Origin of the sequence: Micromonospora sp. NPDC000316 (assembly GCF_042898885.1) — a bacterium.
Lineage (GTDB): Bacteria > Actinomycetota > Actinomycetes > Mycobacteriales > Micromonosporaceae > Micromonospora.
In genome coordinates, this window is record NZ_JBIAZG010000001.1 from 756,359 (window position 1) to 771,028 (window position 14,670).

The 14,670-nt window shown below is 69.0% G+C and carries 13 protein-coding genes; 8 read left to right on the plus strand and 5 right to left on the minus strand.

Annotated elements, in window-relative coordinates:
• Positions 1 to 274: 274 nt before the first annotated feature.
• Positions 275 to 2,026 carry a murein biosynthesis integral membrane protein MurJ gene (gene murJ / locus ACFY2Q_RS03555; protein ID WP_387127179.1) on the minus strand — a complete coding sequence of 584 codons (1,752 nt, stop codon included), beginning with the start codon at positions 2,024 to 2,026 and terminating at the stop codon, positions 275 to 277.
• Between the two features lie 126 nt (positions 2,027 to 2,152).
• Here murJ and ACFY2Q_RS03560 point away from each other — a divergent pair, with 126 nt between their 5' ends.
• On the plus strand, positions 2,153 to 3,613 hold the full coding sequence (locus ACFY2Q_RS03560; protein WP_387127181.1) for a CCA tRNA nucleotidyltransferase: 1,461 nt from the start codon (positions 2,153 to 2,155) through the stop codon (positions 3,611 to 3,613).
• Positions 3,614 to 3,692: 79 nt separating this feature from the next.
• Here ACFY2Q_RS03560 and ACFY2Q_RS03565 read toward each other — a convergent pair whose 3' ends face one another.
• Positions 3,693 to 5,225 (minus strand): flotillin family protein, encoded by a 1,533-nt coding sequence (locus ACFY2Q_RS03565; protein ID WP_387127183.1) that lies wholly within the window; start codon positions 5,223 to 5,225, stop codon positions 3,693 to 3,695.
• A gap of 26 nt (positions 5,226 to 5,251) precedes the next feature.
• On the minus strand, positions 5,252 to 5,773 hold the full coding sequence (locus tag ACFY2Q_RS03570) for a hypothetical protein (protein ID WP_387127586.1): 522 nt from the start codon (positions 5,771 to 5,773) through the stop codon (positions 5,252 to 5,254).
• Positions 5,774 to 5,931: 158 nt separating this feature from the next.
• Between ACFY2Q_RS03570 and ACFY2Q_RS03575 the strand changes: the two genes are divergently transcribed.
• Genes ACFY2Q_RS03575 through ACFY2Q_RS03590 form a run of 4 tightly spaced genes read left to right on the plus strand, consistent with a single transcriptional unit; the run spans position 5,932 to position 7,429 of the window.
• Positions 5,932 to 6,282 (plus strand): hypothetical protein, encoded by a 351-nt coding sequence (locus tag ACFY2Q_RS03575; protein WP_387127184.1) that lies wholly within the window; start codon positions 5,932 to 5,934, stop codon positions 6,280 to 6,282.
• A 40-nt stretch (positions 6,283 to 6,322) separates the two neighbouring features.
• Positions 6,323 to 6,808 (plus strand): methylated-DNA--[protein]-cysteine S-methyltransferase, encoded by a 486-nt coding sequence (locus tag ACFY2Q_RS03580; protein ID WP_387127187.1) that lies wholly within the window; start codon positions 6,323 to 6,325, stop codon positions 6,806 to 6,808.
• A 31-nt stretch (positions 6,809 to 6,839) separates the two neighbouring features.
• A complete protein-coding gene (locus tag ACFY2Q_RS03585) occupies positions 6,840 to 7,046 on the plus strand; it encodes a ribbon-helix-helix protein, CopG family (protein WP_357003139.1) in 207 nt (68 codons plus the stop codon).
• Positions 7,043 to 7,429: a hypothetical protein gene (locus tag ACFY2Q_RS03590; RefSeq protein WP_357487899.1), complete on the plus strand. Its 387-nt coding sequence runs from the start codon at positions 7,043 to 7,045 to the stop codon at positions 7,427 to 7,429. Before ACFY2Q_RS03585 ends, ACFY2Q_RS03590 begins: the two co-directional genes overlap by 4 nt.
• Positions 7,430 to 7,489: 60 nt before the next feature.
• On the opposite strand, the gene ACFY2Q_RS03595 is transcribed toward ACFY2Q_RS03590, so the two are convergent.
• Both ACFY2Q_RS03595 and ACFY2Q_RS03600 read right to left on the minus strand, forming a co-directional pair.
• Positions 7,490 to 8,569 carry an inositol-3-phosphate synthase gene (locus ACFY2Q_RS03595; RefSeq protein ID WP_387127588.1) on the minus strand — a complete coding sequence of 360 codons (1,080 nt, stop codon included), beginning with the start codon at positions 8,567 to 8,569 and terminating at the stop codon, positions 7,490 to 7,492.
• 23 nt (positions 8,570 to 8,592) lie between these two features.
• Positions 8,593 to 9,231, minus strand: a complete 639-nt coding sequence (locus ACFY2Q_RS03600) for a PadR family transcriptional regulator (protein ID WP_387127190.1) — start codon at positions 9,229 to 9,231, stop codon at positions 8,593 to 8,595.
• Between the two features lie 173 nt (positions 9,232 to 9,404).
• Here ACFY2Q_RS03600 and ACFY2Q_RS03605 point away from each other — a divergent pair, with 173 nt between their 5' ends.
• The 3 genes from ACFY2Q_RS03605 to ACFY2Q_RS03615 all read left to right on the plus strand — a co-directional run bounded on the left by ACFY2Q_RS03605 (position 9,405) and on the right by ACFY2Q_RS03615 (position 14,576).
• On the plus strand, positions 9,405 to 9,854 hold the full coding sequence (locus ACFY2Q_RS03605; RefSeq protein WP_387127192.1) for a DUF5318 domain-containing protein: 450 nt from the start codon (positions 9,405 to 9,407) through the stop codon (positions 9,852 to 9,854).
• Between the two features lie 197 nt (positions 9,855 to 10,051).
• Positions 10,052 to 12,937 (plus strand): transglycosylase domain-containing protein, encoded by a 2,886-nt coding sequence (locus ACFY2Q_RS03610; RefSeq protein WP_387127194.1) that lies wholly within the window; start codon positions 10,052 to 10,054, stop codon positions 12,935 to 12,937.
• A 130-nt stretch (positions 12,938 to 13,067) separates the two neighbouring features.
• Positions 13,068 to 14,576, plus strand: a complete 1,509-nt coding sequence (locus tag ACFY2Q_RS03615; RefSeq protein ID WP_387127196.1) for a glycosyltransferase family 87 protein — start codon at positions 13,068 to 13,070, stop codon at positions 14,574 to 14,576.
• Positions 14,577 to 14,670: the final 94 nt, after the last annotated feature.

A 14,670-nucleotide genomic window follows, 5' to 3' on the forward strand; every position in this document is an offset into this window, starting at 1 on the left:
CGGTTACGACCGTTGTCAGCCACGTTGCTGGCACATGTACTAACCAATCTACGGCTTCACCACAAGTGATCGACGCCGGGGCCAGGCGCGGTTGGCGCTTCCGCCCGGGGGAGCGCGTTCCCCCCGATCGGACGGCCAGGCTCAGCCGTACGGTTGGTTATCCACAGGCTGATCTGGTTGCTGGCCGGCGAATCGCGGAGTTATCCACAGGTGCGTCCCCAGGCTGGTGATCCGCAGTCACGGTCCGTGCGGGTGCGCCCCTCCGAGGTGACGGTCAGCGACCGAGCTTGCGCCGAACCATGCCGACCACCTCGGTGATCTCCCCGATCCGCAGCAGCATGGCCAGCCCGAGGTAGGTCCCGCCGATCACCGCGCCGCCCACCACGAGCTGGATCGCTGCCTCGGTCCAGCTCGGCGTGTCGTTGCCGGGCAGCAGTGCGATCACCAGCCAGCCGACCAGCGCCGCGCCGAGAGCGGCGACCACGACCCGGCCGATCGTGCGCATGATGGCACCCATCCCGATCCGGCCGACCCGGGGCCGGAGCAGCCAGGCGGAGCCGATCGCCGCAGCCAGGTAGGAGACCGCGTTACCGATCATCATTCCGGCCGCCGCGAACTGTGCCGCGAACGCGGCGAAGAGCACGATCTGCACTCCGACTCGCAGCGCCACCACCGGGATGTTGATCAGGGCGGGGGTGCGGGTGTCCGGCAGCGCGTAGAAGGCAAAGGTGAAGAGCTGGCTGATCGCGAACGGCACCAGGGCGAGCGCGGCGGCCAGTAGGACTGTGGACGTGGCCGTCGCGTTCTCGGCGCTGAACGCTCCGTACCTGAAGACCACCACCGAGATCGGGGTGGACAGCACGGCGTAACAGACCGCGATCGGCGCGAGCACCGCTGTCACCATCCGGACGCCCCGGGAAAGATCAGCGGTGACGTCGTGGAAGCGCCCGTCGGCCGCAGCGGCGGCCATCCGGGGCATCAGTGCGGTGATGATCGAGACGGCGATGATGCCGTGCGCCATCATCAGCAGCAGGAAGACATTGTTGTAGATGAGGATGCCGGCCTGGTCCGTGCCGGCGGCCCGGGTGAGGAGGTTTACCACCACGAAGAGACCGAGCTGGTTGACGGCCACGTAGCAGAACATCCAGGCACCGAGCTTGGCCAGCTCGCGCAGCCCCAACTCACGGAAGTCGAACCGCCACTTCCAGCGGAAGCCGACCTTGCGCAGCGCCGGCAGCAGCCCGGCGGTCTGTACCGCCACGCCGAGCAGGGTGCCGCCACCAACCAGCAGCGTCCGCCCGACGCCCATCTCGGAGGGCTGCAACCCCTTCGCCCCGAAGGCCACGATGTAGAGGCCGAAGGTGCCGATCACCACCAGGTTGTTGAGGATGGGGGCCCACATCGGCGCCGCGAAGTGCCCCCGGGTGTTCAGCACCGCGGCGATCAACGCGCTGACGCCCGTGAAGAACAGCATCGGCAGCATCAGCCACGACAGGTGTGTGACCAGGTCGGTGTAGTTGCTGTCCTTGCCGCTGGCGTAGATCGCGGTCAGCACAGGCGCTGACGCCATAGCGAGCAGGGCCGCAGCGGCCAGCGCCAGCACCGCGAGACTGAGCAGCCGTTGGGCGTACGCCTCACCCCGGTCGGCGTCGCTCTTGCGTCGACGAACCAGCACCGGGATCAACACACTTGTCAGCACCCCGCCGAGCAGGAACTCGTACACCTGGTTGGGGAGGAACTGGGCGGTCGTGTAGGCGTTGCCGATCAGGTTGCCGAGGGCGGCACCGATCATCAGGTTCCGGATGAAGCCGGTGCCCCGGCTTACCAGGCTGCCGATCGCCATGACCGCGCTGTTCGCGGCGGCGCTGGTTTCGGCGACTACCTCCGGCGGGGGGGCCGTGGCCTCCACCGCAGGCTGGTTCAGCGGCTCGGCGGAGATGAATGTGGCGCCGTCTCCCGGGCGGCCGCCAGCTCCGGGCCCGCCGTCGCGCGCGGCGTTGGCGCTGCGGTAGAGCCCGCCGCTCATCTCCAGCCTCCCAGGGGGTACGTCGAGCCGGCACCGACCCGCACTCCACAGACCTTAGTCAACCCCTACCCGTTGGCCGCGCCCGGCGGATCGGATCACACCCCGGCCCGATAGGCTGGGGATCCCATGTCCGAAGCTTCCGCTCCCCACGCCGCCGACCGCCGCGAACTCACCGCCGCGCAGCGCAACGCCGTCGCCGAACTACTCCGGGTCTCCCCGGTCGCCGACGAGTTGGGCCGCCGGTTCGTGCGCGCCGGTCACGAGTTGCACCTGGTGGGCGGTTCGGTGCGGGACGCGCTGCTCGGTCGGCTCGGCGACGACCTCGACTTCTGCACCGACGCGCATCCCGACGAGACGTTGCGGATCATCAAGGGCTGGGCCGAGTCGATCTGGGAGACCGGCCGGGAGTTCGGCACCATCGGCGCTCAGCGCGACGGCCTCCGGTTGGAGATCACCACTTTCCGCGCCGAGTCGTACGACCAGGTCAGCCGCAACCCGGTCGTGGCCTATGGCACCAGTCTCGACGAGGACCTGAAGCGGCGTGACTTCACCATCAACGCGATGGCGGTCAGCCTGCCGGAGCACCGGTTCACCGACCCGCACGGAGGGCTGGCCGACATCTCGGCCAAGGTGATCCGTACCCCCAGCACCCCGCGTGAGTCGTTCGGCGACGATCCGTTGCGGATGCTGCGGGCCGCACGGTTCGCCGCCCAACTGGGCTTCGCCGTGCACCCGGACGTGTACGTGGCGATGAGCGAGATGGCCGCCGACCTGGACCGGATCACCGCCGAGCGGATCCGCGACGAGTTCACAAAGCTGCTCTGCGGCGCCGATCCGATCACCGGGCTACGGCTGCTTGTCGACACCGGGCTGGCCGAGCGGTTCCTGCCGGAGCTGACCGGTCTGAAGCTGGAGATCGACGAGCACGCCCAGCACAAGGACGTCTACGAGCACACGCTGACGGTCGTCGAGAACGCGATCTCCTTCGAGGAGGAGGGCTGCGACTTCATCCTGCGGATGGCCGCCCTCATGCACGACGTCGGCAAGCCGGCGACGAAGGCCGCCGCCCCCGATGGCCGGGTCAGCTTCCACCACCACGAGGTGGTCGGCGCCCGGCTGACCAAGGCCCGGATGAAGGCCATGCGCTATCCCAAGGAGGTCACCGCGAAGGTGACCGCGCTTGTCGCGCTGCACCTGCGGTTCTACGGGTACGGGCGGGGCGAGTGGACCGACTCGGCGGTGCGCCGCTATGTGGCCGACGCCGGTGACCTGCTGCCTCGGCTGCACAAGCTGACCCGCTCGGACTGCACCACACGCAACCGCCGTAAGGCCGCCCAGTTGGCCGCCGACTATGACGCGCTGGAGGATCGGATCGGCCGGATCGCGGCCGAGGAGGACCTGGCCCGGGTCCGCCCCGACCTGGACGGCAACGCGATCATGGAGTTGCTCGGTGTACCGCCGGGACCTGTGGTGGGTCGAGCCTGGAAGCACCTCAAGGAACAGCGCCTGGAGCACGGCCCGCTGGACCGCGACGCCGCCGAGGCGGAGTTGCTGCGCTGGGCCCGCGCCGAAGGCCTGATCGACTAACGGCTTAAGCGAGAGATCTTGGAAGGAAAGCGCCCCCGGAGGGGCACTCTCCTTCCAAGATCTCTACGGCTTCTCCGCGTCAGCGAGTTTCGACGGCCGACCCGTCCACGGCTGCGGTCTTGCTGGGCGTCGTGCCGTTGGCGACCGAGCTGGACGCCGAGCCGAGCCGGGCCAGCAGGCCGGGCAGGTCGATGCCGGTCAGGTCGCTGCCGAGTTGAAGACCCTGCGCCACGTTGCCGGCCACCGACTTCGTCAGCGACGACGCGCCGTCGGTGGAGATGACAGTCATCTTGTCGATCGCACCGATCGGGGCGCTGGCCGCCTCGACCACCTGCGGCAGCACCTTGACCAGCAGGTCCAGCACGGCTGCCTCGCCGTACGCCGCGAACGCCTCGGCCTTGCGCGCCATCGCGTCGGCCTCGGCCTGCCCTCGGGCCAGGATCGCGGCGGCCTCGGCCGCGCCCTCCCGCTCGACCGCCTCGGCGATCGCCGAGCGTCGACGCTGCTCGGCCTCACCCTCCTTGGCGCCCTCGATCGCGTTCGCCTCGGCCAGCGCGGCCCGGCGGGCCCGTTCGCCCTCACCGGTGAGGCGGGCCTGCTCGGCGGAGGCCTGCGCGGCGGCGATGACCGCCTGCCGCTGCGCGTCCGCGCTCAGCACCGCCGCAGCGCGGGAAGCCTCGGCCTCCTGCTCCACCTTGTACCGGGCGGCGTCGGCAGGCTTGCGCACCTCGGTGTCCAGTTGGCGCTGCTTGAGCTCGGCGTTGCGCTCGGCCACCTTCTGCTGCTCGGACAGGATCGCCTGGTCCCGTTCCGCCTGGGCCAGCGGCCCGGCCGCGGCCGACTTCGCCTTCGCCGCGTCGATCTCGGCCTGGATGCCTGCCTGCTTCAGAGCCAGGTTCCGGTTCGCCTCGGCGATGGCCTCCTCGGCGAGCAGCCGCTCCTGCTCGGCCTGCTGCCGGGCCCGCGCCTCGGCGATCGCCGCGTCCTTGAGCACCCGGGCCGCCTCGGGCCGACCCAGGTCCTGGAGGTACGAACCCTCAGCGAGGATGTCCTGGAGCTGGAAGGTGTCGAGCACCAGCCCCTGGTTTGTCATCGAGTGCTCGGCCTCCTCGGCCACCGCGTTGGCGAACGCCGCCCGGTCCCGGATGACCTCCTCGACGGTGAGCCGGCCGACAATCGACCGCAGCGCGCCGGCCAGCACCTCCCGGGTGAAGTTGTCGATCTCGTCCTGCTGGTGCAGGAACCGCTGCGCGGCGGCACGGATGGCGTCCTCGGTCCCGCCGACCTTCACGATCGCCACGCCGTGCAGGTCGGCGCGGATGCCCTGCTTGCTCACCGCGCCCCGGATGCCGACGTCGATCCGCCGGCTGGACAGGTCGAGTGACTGGAGCTTCTGCACCACCGGCAGCACGAACACCGAGGCGCCAAGCACGACCTTCTGCCCGGAGTTGTCGGTGGACCGGCCACCGTCGGCGGTGTGGGTGGTACGGCCCTTACGGCCGGTGACGATGAACGCTTCGTTGGGCCCGGCCACCTTGATCCGGGAGAGGACGAAGAACACCAGAATGAGCACGAGGAGAACGGCACCGCCGACGGCGATCAGCAAGGGCATGAAGAAGTCCTGTCTTCGAGGAGGAGTCAGTAGGTCTCGACGTGCACGCTTGTCTCGCTGAGCGCCTGCACGACGAAGACCTGGGCGCCGACCGGGATCGGCTTGTCGGCGCGGGCGTTGAGCTTGACCGGCTGGCCGGCGACGCGTACCCGGACCTCGCCGTAACCGTCGACCGGCACCGGGGTCACCACCAGGCCGAGTGCGCCGACCAGGTCGTTGCGGGTGGGGGTGGGGTCGGTGCGCATGTTCCGCGCCGCCCGGCTCAGCCGGGCCGCCAACCAAGCGGTGGGCACGGCGGCGACCAGGCCGGCGGCTGCCGCGCCCGCGATCATTCCCGGTGTACGCGCACCGAGCAGTTCGTTGACGATGGCCCCGCCGAACCCGAATGCGCCGGCGAAGCCCGCCACCGCCTCGGTCGAGGCCGGCCCGTCCACGTTGACGTGCCCGAAATGCAACAGCTCGGTGCCGATCAGGGCGAGCACCAGCACCCCGACGCCTGCCGCGCCGATGAGCAGAAAGATGAGCGTCCCCGTGGCCACGACCTGCACAGTATCGATGTCCCGCAAGGTCCAACGGTCCGGTGGGACGCGAAGATAATCTTCCGTTGGTGTTGATCGAAAACGGGGCAGCGCCGACGGCTTGGGCGAGTTATCTTCTGCGCCGCCGGCAGATCGTCCCGGTCAACACGCATCGAGAGGACCTGCCCGTGGCCGTCCCGATCATCCCGAACATCGTGGTCATCTTCTACATCGTCAGCCTGGCGCTGACCGCGGTCGTGCTGCTGGGTGTCGCGGTCACCTCGTTCGCCACCACCTCCCGGGTGGACCGGGTACTGGCCGGTATCGGTGGTGCCCTCGCCGGCTACTACGCCTACTACCTGCTCAGCTCCAACGACGAAAACGTCACGGTCTTCTACGCGGCTCTGCTGCTCCCCTTCTACGCCGGGCGCAAGCTCTACCTGGGCTTCCGCGACCGCGACCGAACCCGCGCCGAACGGGCCGTGGCGAAAGAGGCGATCCGGGCAGCCGAGGAGTGGCGTTCGGCCCGACGCTGGTAGCCGTGCCGGCGAGGAAGCCCGCGGCAGGGACAATGGGTGGATGCGCTGGACCGTGCTCGACTCACCGATCGGCGAGTTCTCCGTCGCCACCGATGGCACGAACGTCTGCGGTGCCGCCTTCGGCCGGGTCGAGGCAGCGGTCGACGAGCCCGGCGACGCGGCGTCCCGGCAGGCCGTGACCGAACTGCGGGCGTACTTCGCCGGTGAGCTGACCGCGTTCACCATTCCGGTGTCGATGCCACGGGGCTCCGACTTCGAGCGGGCGGTGTGGCGGGAGATGACCCGTATTCCGTACGGCGAGACGTTGACGTACGGCGAGGTGGCGCGCCTGGTCGGTGACCCCGGGGCGGCACGGGCGGTTGGTGTGGCCTGCAACCGCAACCCGGTCCCGGTGATCGTGCCGTGTCACCGGATCGTCGGCGCGGGCGGCAAGCTGGTCGGTTTCGGTGGCGGTCTGCCCCGCAAGGTCAAGCTGCTGGAGCTGGAGGCCGGGGTCGCGCTGCGACACGCCTGGTCCGCTGGTTGACGCTCACCGAGCAGGGTTATACAACTTTGGTATGGCATTCACGCTGACCCTCAAGCCCGAAGTCGAACAGCGCCTCAAGGAGCTTGCCGAGGCCGAGCAGCGTTCGATGCACAAGACCGTGGAAGTGGCGATTCAGGCATACCTGGACCGCCACGATCGCGACGAATGGACCCGCCAGGCAGCTCGGAAGGTGTTCGCCGAGGACGCCAAGTTCTTCGAGATGCTGGGCGAGCGGTGACCCAGGCTTGGCCAGATGCGGAGGATCTGCTGACCCTTCTCGCGGAGTGGACCGGGCCAGAGAGCCGCGTACGCGATGCGGGGATCCTCGTCGCGGCGGCGGCGCGCCCCCATGCGCGGTTGGTGGGGCGGGCCGTCTATCCGACGGTCCTCGACAAGTCCGCAGCGCTTCTGCATGGCCTGATGATGTGGCGACCACTCGATGTCTGGAACGCCGGACTTGGTTGGGCAGCGATGACGGTCTTCCTGGGGCGGGCCGGCTTTGTCCTCAACATGCCGGCGAAGGAGCGGATGGCATTGACCGACGCGCTGGTCAGTGGCGAGGTCGACTCCATCGACGAGTTGGCGCTGCGGCTGTCGCCGTACCTGGAGATGTCGAGCTGAACGTGGCGAGGGCCGGGTCCGTGTGGACCCGGCCCTCGGCCGTGCTTGCTGCTCAGCGGGTCAGCGCTCGACCTCGCCGGCGATGAACTCCTCGACGGCCTGGTGGGCGTCGTGGTCGGCGTACTGCACCGGCGGGGACTTCATGAAGTACGACGACGCCGACAGGATCGGGCCGGCGATCTTCCGGTCCAGGGCGATCTTCGCGGCGCGGACGGCGTCGATGATGACGCCTGCCGAGTTCGGCGAGTCCCACACCTCGAGCTTGAGCTCGGCGTTCAGCGGGGTGTCACCGAACGAACGACCCTCCAGGCGGATGTACGCCCACTTGCGGTCGTCCAGCCACGGCACGTGGTCCGACGGGCCGATGTGCACGTCGCTCTTGCTCATCTCGTGCGGGATCTGCGAGGTGACCGACTGGGTCTTCGAGATCTTCTTCGAGACCAGCCGCTTGCGCTCCAGCATGTTCATGAAGTCCATGTTGCCGCCGAAGTTGAGCTGGTACGTGCGCAGCAGCTCGACGCCGCGGTCCTCGAAGAGCTTCGCGAGGGCGCGGTGCACGATCGTGGCGCCGACCTGGCTCTTGATGTCGTCACCGACGATCGGCAGGCCAGCGTCGGTGAACTTCTGCGCCCACTCCGGGTCCGAGGCGATGAAGACGGGCAGGGCGTTGACGAACGCGCAGCCGGCCTCGATCGCTGCCAGGGCGTAGAACTTGGCGGCCTGCTCGGAACCGACGGGCAGGTAGCAGACGAGGACGTCGACCTGCGCGTCGCGCAGCGCCTGCGCCACGTCGACGGGCGTGGCGTCGGACTCCTCGACGATCTCGCGGTAGTACTGGCCCAGACCGTCGAAGGTCGGACCGCGCTGCACGGACACGCCGGTCGGCGGTACGTCGCAGAGCTTGATTGTGTTGTTCTCGCTGGCGACGATCGCCTCCGCGAGGTCCATGCCCACCTTCTTGGCGTCGACGTCGAACGCCGCGACAAACTCAACGTCAGAGACGTGGTAGTCGCCGAAGGTGACGTGCATGAGACCCGGGACGCGGTCGTTCGGGTCGGCGTTCCGGTAGTACTCGACGCCCTGAACCAGGGACGAGGCGCAGTTACCCACACCGACGATGGCGACGCGGACGGAGCCCATAGCGTCTGCCTCCTTCTTCTCTGTCACGGCCGCTCTTTCCTGGTCTCTCCAGGTGGAGGCGGGCTGTTGTCTTCTCGTCGGCCACCGGCCGTCCCGGTTTGCGGGACTGTCGGGGCTCGGCCGGAGCGCTCGTTGGCGATGAGCTCCTCCAGCCAGCGGACCTCACGCTCACAGGCGTCAAGGCCGTGGCGCTGCAGTTCCAGGGTGTAAGCGTCGAGGCGCTCGGCCGCCCGGCCCAGCACGTCGCGAAGCCCTTCGCGACGTTCCTCGATCTTGCGGCGGCGACCCTCCAGAATGCGTAGTCGGGTCGCCTGGTCGGTCCGGGCGAAGAACGCGAAGTGCACTCCGAAACCCGTGTCGTCGTAGGTCTCGGGCCCGGCCTGTGCGATCAGCTGGGCGAAGCGTTCCTTGCCCTCCGCGGTGATTTTGTAGACCACCCGACCTCGTCGGCTGGTCAGCGCGGGAACCTCCTCGGCGGTGACGGGTGTCTCAGCGGCCTCGGTGATCCATCCGGCCGCCTGCAACCTGCGTAGCGTTGGATAGAGCGAGCCGTAGCTGATCGCCGCCCGGATCGCACCGAGTTTGGCCGTTAGCTCCTTGCGCAGCTCATAGCCGTGCATCGGAGACTCCTGCAGGAGGCCGAGGATGGCGAGATCGAGCACGGGCCACCCTCTCTTACCCCCGGCGCGGAGCAGTAACCGCCGCGATGTATCGGACCGATACATCGCACGTTAGCGGTTCGGCGAAGCCAGGGCAAACCCTCGTTCCGGGTTCCCGTCGTCACGGATCGTGACCGTGGTCGCCTGGTCGAGCCGGACCGCGTACCCTTCTCGGCATGCGTACGCAGCGCCAGGTCGTCGACTACTCGCTTCAGAAGCGAGCAGTGCTGCGTGAGCTTCTGGCCGGCCGGGTCGGCACGTACGACGTCTGCGACGCATCGCCGTACCTGAAGAACGCTGCCCGGTTCCATGGCGAGCCGACGGAGCGGCGCTGCCCGATCTGTCGCAGCGAGAATCTGACCCTCGTCCATTACATTTACGGGGACGAACTCAAGCAGTCAGCCGGGCAGGCGCGGACACTTGTCGAGTTGCCCGTGCTGGCGATGACGCTGCGTGAGTTCCAGGTCTTCGTGGTGGAGGTGTGCCTCGGCTGTGACTGGAACCATCTCGTCGAGCAGTACCTGCTCGGCCGGGACGGTCTCACTGGCGACGGCGACAGCGCTCACGAGCAGGACGTGGCGGCCGCCGAGGGCGTGGGTCGGCGGAGGCGAGAGGCGCAACGGTGATCTCAGCTGGTTGGACCGGCCCCGGGGCCGTAGACATGACCCGGGACGGCCGACCGCTCGTTGGTCCGATTGGCCCGATTGATACTGCAATGGCCCCGGTGAATCGGCACCCTCGTGCCGGCGTCCCGGGTGAAGCAACTCACGGCAACCCGGTGGCGGCGCTGTCGCGCTCCACCGCGACCGGCAGGGTGTGAGGAATGAACTCGTACGGCGATCCCAGTTCTGCGCGCGGGCGGGCCCAGTACCCGGGCCCGGACGGTGACCCCGGACCGGGCACGGACGACGCGTACCGCCGACCCGGCGGTGACTCCCGCGCAGGCGGTTGGTCCCCCTCGGAGCCAGCGGCGCCTCCCGGCCGGGCCCCGGTGACACCCCGGGCTGCCGGTGGTCGCGCCTCGGTGGGTGGTTCGGCCTCGGTGCCACCGCGCGGCGGCGCCGCCGGGTCCGCCTCGGTGGGTCCGGCCACGCCAGGTCGGACCGGTCGTGCCTCGGTGCCGGTGTCGCCGGCACCGGGCGCTCCCGCCGGACGTGCCGGCGCGGGCCGTGCCTCGGTGCCCGTGTCCCCGGCGCCGGGCGCTCCCGCCGGCCGGGCCACGGTCGGCAGCGCTTCCGTCGGTGCCGCCTCGGCAGGCCGTGCCAGCGTCGGCTCGGCGTCGGTCGGTGGCCGTGCCGCGGTCGCCCGAGCGCGCGTCTCCCCGGCCTCCGGTGGCCCGGGTGGCCCAGGCGGGCCGAACGGTCCGGGTCGGGGCGGTCGTGGTGCGGGTGACGCGGGCTCGGCACGCGCCAAGAAGCGCAAGCGGATGAACCTGCTGATCGCCGGGTTCGCGGTCTTCATCATGCTCGCCGGCATCGGCGTGGTCGGGTTCACCTACTACTCGACAAACGTGGTGCTCCCGGATGAGATCACCCCGCCGCAGGCGACCACCCTGTACGCCTTCGACAACAAGACGATCATCGCCAAGGTGGGCGATCAGAACCGCACCCTGGTGACCATCGACCAGATCCCGCAGTGGGTGCAGGACGCGGTGGCCGCGGCGGAGGATCGGAACTTCTACCGGCACTCCGGTGTGGACTACAAGGGCATTGCCCGTGCCGGATGGAACAACCTTTCCGGCGGTGACAAGCAGGGTGCCTCCACCATCACCCAGCAGTACGCGCGCAACGCCTACGACAACCTGAAGGACGACACCTACGCCCGGAAGGTCAAGGAGGCGATCCTCGCCTCGAAGCTCAACGACGAGTACACGAAGCCGCAGATCATGCAGCACTACCTCAACGTGATCTATTTCGGCCGCGGCGCGTACGGCATCGAGGCGGCGGCGCAGACCTACTTCGGCAAGTCGGTGAAGAACCTCAAGCCGGATGAGGGCGCGGTGCTCGCGTCGCTGATCAAGCAACCGGAGCCCAGTTCGACCCACCAGGGGTACGACCCGGCTATCAACCCGACCGCCGCCCAGGATCGCTGGAACTACGTGATCGACGGCATGGTCAAGGAGGGCTGGCTGGGTGTGCCCGGCAAGCCCGAGCGGCCCACCGAATACCCGAAGACCATCAAGGCCCCGAAGAAGGGCGGCATCGGCGTCGACTTCGGCGTCGACACGCCGTACGGCAACGTGATCAATTACGTCCGGGAAGAGATGCGGGACCGGGGCCTGTGCGTCGAGAAGGATACGGAGGTGACCGACACGAAGCCGCGGTGTTCCCAGGCGCTGATGGCCGGCGGCTATCGCATCCGGACCACCGTCGACACCAAGATGCAGGCGGCGGCGGTCGAGACGGCCCAGCGCAAGTCCAAGGGTTCCGAGTTGGCTGGCCAGCCGGCCAACCTCATGGCCGCAGTGGTGGCGATCGACCCCACCACCGGTCGGGTGCTCGCCTACTACGGCGGTGACAACGGCACCGGCACCGACTACGCCGGCAAGAACACCGACTCCAGCGGGGCGATCAGCGGCGGCCACTCGCCTGGCTCAAGTTTCAAGATCTATACCTTGGCGGCCGCGCTCAAGGAGAAGAAGTCGCTCGAGTCTCGGTGGAAGGGCAAGGCCTTCACGCCGGAAGGCACCAAGTTCAAGGTCAGCAACGCCGGCGTCGACAACCCCTCCTGCGGTAACTCCTGCACGCTCAAGGTGTCCACGCTCAAGTCCCTGAACGTGCCGTTCTACTACGTCACCGAGGACATCGGCGCGGACAAGGTCGTGGACATGGCCAAGCAGGCCGGCGTCACCACCATGTGGCGCACGGACACCAACCCGGCGAAGGCGTACGACCTGACCAAGGCCGACCCGAAGGACATCACGCCGGAGCCGTTCTTCAACGTGGTCGGCTATGGGCAGTACCCGATCACGGTGCTGGACCACGCCAACGGGGTCGCCACATTCGCGAACGGCGGCGTCTACAACAAGGCCCACTTCCTGTACTCGGTGGAGAAGCAGAACCCGAACACAGGTAAGTGGGACAAGGTCTACAGCGAGAAGCTCGACTCGAAGCGGAGAATCGACAAGGCCGTAGTCGATGACGTGACGTCCGTGCTGAAGGACTACCCGGCCGCGGTCAACCACCGGCTCGACGACGGTCGCAAGGCAGCCTCCAAGACCGGCACCTGGGAGCTCAAGGGCGACAGCAGTGACAACGGCGACGCCTGGATGATCGGTTACACCCCGCAGTTGGCCACTGCGGTGTGGGTGGGCAACGTGAAGGACCGGAAGCCACTCATCCTCAAGGACAAGCGCAAGGTCAGCGGCGCGAACCTCCCTGGCGACATCTGGGAACGGTTCATGAACGAGGCGCTGAAGGGCAAGCCGAAGGTCGACTTCCCGCCGGCGGCGAACGTCGGCGACCCAGAATCCGGCAACGGTGACGCACCACCCCCACCGCCGCCGACGAACATCCCGGGTCTTCCCGGTGGGCCGGGTGGGCCGGGCGGCGGGCAGCCCTGCGACCCGCTGACCAACCCGTTCTGCCCGCGTACCGACGGCAACGCCGGCGGTAACACTCCGGGCGGGCCCGGTCGGCCCGGCAACGGCGGCAACGGCGGCAACGGGGGCGGACTGTTACCCAGCCTGCCTCCGTCCAACCGGGACTAACCCTGCACAGCTTCACCACCACGCCGCCGCCGGCCGGACGACCTGTCCGGCCGGCGGCGGCGTTTCAGTACCCGGATCTCCGTGGCGGGGGCGGGACGCACACCCCCGTCGTACGGCAGGATGCCTTTTCATGAGCACCCAGTCGACGCCCGGCATCGACGACGCCGGAACCACCGACCACCCGTCCCGCTCCGACGGGTTCGTCCGCGGCCTCTCCGGCGCCATCGGCGGGCCGCTCGGCGACCACGCGACGGCGCTGGACCGGCCGACCGGCTCCGAGCGTCGGTTCTGGACCGCCGCCCGGATCGTCCTGGCGCTTACCTGTCTCGCGCTCGCCCTGCACTGGGTGCAGAAATCGCCGTGCCAGGACGGCGCCTGGCAGAACAACGTCCAGTACAACCGGTTCTGCTACACCGACGTGCTCGCCCTCTATTACGCCGAGGGGCTCAACGAGGGCAAGGTGCCCTACCGTGACCACCCCGTCGAGTACCCGGTGTTGACCGGCTACTTCATGGGGGCACTCGGCCTGCCGGTGCACGCCATCGGCGACGGCGACCCGACCATCAACCAGGCCCAGTGGTTCTACAACCTCAACGCGCTCGTGCTGGGCGCGCTTGCGGTGGCCACGGTGGCGGTGATCCTCGCGCTGCGCCGACGACGACCCTGGGACGCCGCGTTGTTCGCGCTCGCCCCCGCGCTGCTGCTCACCGCCACCGTCAACTGGGACCTGCTCGCCATCGGCCTCGCCGCGTTCGGCCTGCTGGCCTGGGCTCGGCGACAACCGGCGGTGGCCGGCGTGCTGCTCGGCCTCGCCGGTGCGGCGAAGCTCTGGCCACTGTTCCTGCTGGGGCCGATCCTCATCCTGGCGCTGCGGGCCAATCGGCTCCGCGCCGCGCTCACCGCCATCGGCACGGCGATAGTCGCAGTGGTGCTTGTGAACCTGCAGCCCGCGCGGGCGTACCCGGAGAACTGGGGTCGGTTCTTCGAACTCAACACGACCCGGCCCATCGACTGGGGCACGCTCTGGTACATCGGGCGCTACCTCGACGGCAAGATCGGCACCAACTCGGGCCGGCAGGGCCCGTTCGAGTGGCTGAACGCCAACATCCCCACCCTCAACATCGTCTCGTACGCCCTCTTCGGGCTGGCCTGCCTCGGCGTGGCCGTGCTGGCGCTGCGGGCGCCGCGCCGGCCACGACTCGCCCAGCTCGCCTTCCTGGTGGTCGCCGCGTTCCTCATCTTCAGCAAGGTCTGGTCGCAGCAGTTCGTGCTCTGGCTGCTGCCGCTTGTGGTGCTGGCCCGGCCGAAATGGGGAGCCTTCCTGGCCTGGCAGCTCGCCGAGGTCTGCTACTTCGTCGCCTTCTACGGTGAGCTGCTCGGCGCGGCGACCAGCCGCCCGGTCTTCCCCGAAGGTGTGTTCGTGCTGGCCTCGACGCTGCGACTGGCAACCGTCGTGGTGCTCTGCGTGCTTGTCGTCCGGGAGATCCTGCACCCCGAGCAGGACGCGGTACGGGCCACCTACGCCGACGACCCGGACGGTGGCGTGCTCGACGGCGCGCCGGATGCGCCCTGGCTGGACCGATGGCGCCGCCGCGAGAACAGCTCCGCAGCCGAACCCGAACCCGCAACCACCACCTGACCCCCAAGGCCGGACGCGGCCGACCAGGTCAGGGTTTGTGGGGGAGCCCGACCGGCGCAGGGATCAAGCCTGACCGCCCGGAGCCGGTCGGGCT